This window comes from Saccharopolyspora sp., assembly GCF_017434145.1.
GTDB classification, from domain to species: domain Bacteria; phylum Actinomycetota; class Actinomycetes; order Mycobacteriales; family Pseudonocardiaceae; genus Saccharopolyspora_C; species Saccharopolyspora_C galaxeae.
Genome location: NZ_JAFRFW010000341.1, coordinates 1 through 4,167 on the forward strand (window position 1 = coordinate 1; position 4,167 = coordinate 4,167).

Sequence of the window (4,167 nt, forward strand, 5' to 3'; positions counted from 1 at the left end):
ACCTGGTCGAGCGCACCCGGGATGGCACGAACCTTGCGCAGAGTTCGTACGCTGCGGAAATGCGCTCGCACGCGGAGGGCTACGGCGGGCCGTGGCGGGGTGTCCGCGCGGCGCTCGCGGACTCGGCGCAGGTCAATCGCACCCGGTTCGACCACTTGCTGATCTCCGGTCCCTGGCACCGCGGCCGGGTCGTGCTGGCCGGGGACGCGGCGCACTGCTGCCCGCCCACCCTGGCCCAGGGCGCGGCGATGTCCCTTGAGGACGCTTCCGTGCTGGCCGAACTGCTCGCCACGCGAAACGCATGGGACGAGCCGTTGTTGGCCGAATACCAGCAGCGCCGGTCGCGGCGGGTGCGCCCGGTGGTCGAAGCTTCCGTGCAGATCACCAAGAAGTTGCTGGCCGGTGCGGACGGTGCGGCCATCCCGGAGATCATGGAACCCGTGATGTCCGGCCTCCAGGAGGCGCCGTGATCATCGACGTGCACGCGCACGTGCTGCTGCCGCGCGTGGAGGAGGCGGTGGCCGGGCAGCCGGGACTCGACGTCGCCCGAGAACTCGACGCCCGCCGCAACGGACCCGAAGCGCTCGCCGTGAACGGGCCGATGGTGCGGGCGCGCATTCCGCTGCTGACCGAACCAGCACGGCGATTGTCCGCAATGGACCGGTCCGGAGTGGATGTTCAACTGGTGAGCCCGTCGCCGTCGCACTACCACTACTGGGCGGAGGCGGAACTCGCGCAACGGGCGCATCGGCTGGCCAACGAACTCACCGCCGAGCACTGCGCCGCCGCGCCCGACAGGCTCCGCGGACTCGGGCTCGTACCGCTGCAACACCCCGATTCGGCGCCAGCGATCCTCTCGCACGCGATGGAAGCCGGATTGCTGGGTGTGCAGATCTCCAGCCACGCCCCGGGACGCGAGCTGTCCGATCCGGCGTACGAGCCGTTCTGGGCGCGCGCCGAAGAAACCGGCGCAGTGGTGTTCGTGCACCCGTTCGGCTGCACGCTCGACGAGCGGCTGAACCGCTGGTACCTGTCCAACACGGTCGGGCAGCCGGTCGAGAACGCGGTCGCGCTGTCCCACCTGATCTTCTCCGGCGTGCTGGACCGGCATCCCGGTCTGCGGATCATCGCCGCGCACGGCGGTGGATACCTGCCGACGCACCTCGGCCGCTCGGACCACGCGTGGCGCACTCGTCCCGATGCCGCCGGGTGCGAGCACCCGCCCAGCAGCTATCTGCGCAGGCTCTGGTTCGACTCGCTGGTGCACGATCCGCACGTGCTGCGCGAGCTGGTGCGCGCAGCCGGAGCGGATCGCGTGGTGCTCGGCTCCGACTTCCCGTTCGACATGGGCACTTCCGATCCGGTGGGCGCGCTGCGAGCCGCGGAACTGCCGGAACAGGAATTCCGCGCTGTCGGAGGAGAAAACGCCGCGGCTCTGCTGGGATTCTCGTCCTAATAGGAGGATCAACGGATGCGTTTCGCCACGTATGAACACAACGGCCGACGATCTTCCGGCATCGTCGGCGAAGACGGGACGCTGCACCCGCTGCGGGATTCGTTGACCGAGCTGGTGCTCGCCGGAGCCGACCTCGGCACGCCCCCGCGGGAGGCGTCGCCGGGTCCGCACGTCACCGAAGTGCGACTGCTTCCGCCGCTGGAGCCGCGCAGCATCCGGGATTTCGTCACTTTCGAGGAGCACGTCGAAGGTGTCCGCCGCAGCGTCGACGGCAGCGGCGGAGTGCCCGAAGCCTGGTACGCCGCCCCCACGTTCTACTTCACCAACCCGCATTCGGTGCTCGGCGCGCACGACGAAGTCCCCGTCCCGCCGGGCTGCGCAGCCTTCGACTTCGAGCTCGAAGTGGCCGCTGTCGTGGGCCGCACCGGCACCGACCTGACGGCGGAGCAGGCCCGCGAGCACATCCTCGGCTACACCATCTTCAACGACTTCTCGGCTCGGGACCTGCAATCCGCCGAGATGAAAGTCGGGCTCGGCCCGTGCAAGGGGAAGGACTCGGCGAGCACCCTCGGTCCGTACCTGGTCACCGCGGACGAACTGGAACCGCACCGCGACGACGAGGGCTTCCTCCACCTGCGACTCACCGCGGAGGTCAACGGCGAGGTGGTCGGCTCGGACCTGCTTTCCAACATGAGCTGGACGTTCGAGGAGATGCTCAGCTACGCCTCCCGCGGAACCCGAATCCTGCCCGGAGACCTGCTCGGCTCGGGCACCTGCGGCAACGGCGGCTGCCTCGCCGAGCTCTGGGGGCGGCACGGGCGTGGAGACCCTCCGCCGTTGCGTCCCGGCGACGAGGTCACGCTCACCGCCGAAGGGATCGGCAGCGTTTCCAACACGGTCGTTCCAGGCGTGCCGGTGAAACCGTTGCCCCGGGCGCGGAAACGCTCCCGCGCGCGCCGCTGAGTGCACGCAGCGACTCCTTGCCCGCGGCTGATGACTCCGCGTAACGTCGCCAGCACGCTTGCGTCCCGCGACCGCGAGGTGCCCGATGTCCAACGCGACCCCGATGTCGAACGCGACTTCGCCGCTGCCACCAGGCCCATCGATTCCCCGCTCGCTGCAAACCGCGCGCGCCGTGCTCTCGCCGCGGCTCGGTCTGCCGCGGCTGCGCGCCCGGTACGGGGACACGTTCACCATCCAACTGGCGCTTTACGGCAAGGCGCTGGTCATCAGCGATCCATCCGAGGTCAAGCAGCTGTACCGGACCAGCCCGGAGATCGCCGACAACCTCGATGTGAACCTGGGCCGGGTGCTGGGTTCCGGATCGCTGTTCGCGATCACCGGTGCACAGCACCGCAAGCAGCGCAAGCTGCTCGTTCCGCCGTTCCACGGCCGCCGGCTCGCCCGCTACGAGCAGATCGTCGAGCAGGAGGCGATCGCCGAATTCGCCTCGTGGCCGCAGGATCGGCGGTTCGCGACGCTGCCCTCGATGCGGCGCCTCACGCTCAACATCATCCTGCGCACGGTGTTCGGCGCGCGGGCCGCCGAGTCCGCCCGCCTGCGCGAGCTGCTGCCGCAGCTGGTGACGCTCGGCTCGAAGCTGGCCGTGCTCCCGGTGCCGGACAACGGTGTCGGACTGTGGAAACCGTGGCAGCGGTTCCGGCGGTTGCGGGCCGAATACGACCGGAGCATCGCCGCGATGATCGACCACGCGGAGCAGGACTCCGATGTGGACGGACGCGATGACGTGCTGGCGCTACTGCTGCAAAGCCGCTACGACGACGGTTCCCGGATGGACCGCAGCGAGATCGCCGACCAGCTGCTCACGCTGCTATCGGCCGGGCACGAGACGACCGCGAACACGCTGGCGTGGGCGGTGGAACGGCTGCGCAGGCATCCGGCGGTGCTGCGCGAACTCACCGAGGAGGCCGATTCCGGTGGCAGCGCACTGCGCGCCGCCGCGATCACCGAGGTGCAGCGCACCCGGCCGGTCGTCGTGCTCACCGAGCGCAAGATCAAGGCGAACGGCCTGCAGCTGGGGCGCTGGTGGCTGCCGGCGGGATCCATCGTGTTCACCAGCGTCGACCTGGTGCACCGGGACCCGCAGCTGTTCCCGGACCCGGACACGTTCGATCCGCACCGGTTCCTGGGCGCGAAACCCGATACGTACCAATGGATTCCGTTCGGTGGCGGTAATCGGCGTTGCATCGGTGCGGCGTTCGCGACCATGGAGATGGACGTGGTGCTGCGCACGATGCTGCGCGATTTCACCTTGCTACCGACCACGAAGCCCGGCGAGCGCTGGCGTTCCCGCGGAATCGCGCACGCGCCCGCGAAGGGCGGCCGCGCGGTGGTGCGGCGGCGAACCTCCAGTGGCGAAACCTGCGCAATACTGTGACGACATGCGCAGAACCGAACGGACAGGAGTGCTGATGCCGCGCAGAGTCTGCGAGATCTCCGGACGGCCGGTGGTGATCACGGGCGCCGCGTCCGGAATCGGCCGCAGCCTGGCACGGCGGCTGTCCCGGACCGGCTCGCCGGTGGCCATCGCCGATGTGGACGAAGACGGTCTGAAAGCCACCGCTGAGTCGCTGCGCGCTCCGGTGCTCACCCGCGTGCTCGACGTGCGACACGCAGCCGACCAGCGGAGGTTCGCCGAGGAAGTACGGGGTTGGATTTCGGCGCCGCTGGCGGCGGTGTTCAACAACGCC

At 69.5% G+C, this 4,167-nt stretch carries 5 protein-coding genes; all 5 read left to right on the top strand.

The genetic code is table 11. The annotated features are described in order from the left end of the window. Positions 1 to 470 (top strand): FAD-dependent monooxygenase (locus IJH84_RS09495; protein WP_295142822.1); only part of this gene is annotated, 470 nt, incomplete at its 5' end. Continuing rightward, on the top strand, positions 467 to 1,456 hold the full coding sequence (locus tag IJH84_RS09500; RefSeq protein ID WP_295142825.1) for an amidohydrolase family protein: 990 nt from the start codon (positions 467 to 469) through the stop codon (positions 1,454 to 1,456). The genes IJH84_RS09495 and IJH84_RS09500, both read left to right, overlap by 4 nt. Positions 1,457 to 1,471: 15 nt before the next feature. Next, positions 1,472 to 2,419 carry a fumarylacetoacetate hydrolase family protein gene (locus IJH84_RS09505; protein WP_295142828.1) on the top strand — a complete coding sequence of 316 codons (948 nt, stop codon included), beginning with the start codon at positions 1,472 to 1,474 and terminating at the stop codon, positions 2,417 to 2,419. A gap of 85 nt (positions 2,420 to 2,504) precedes the next feature. Beyond that, on the top strand, positions 2,505 to 3,854 hold the full coding sequence (locus IJH84_RS09510) for a cytochrome P450 (RefSeq protein WP_295142831.1): 1,350 nt from the start codon (positions 2,505 to 2,507) through the stop codon (positions 3,852 to 3,854). Positions 3,855 to 3,858: 4 nt separating this feature from the next. Then, positions 3,859 to 4,167 (top strand): SDR family NAD(P)-dependent oxidoreductase (locus tag IJH84_RS09515; protein ID WP_295142834.1); only part of this gene is annotated, 309 nt, incomplete at its 3' end.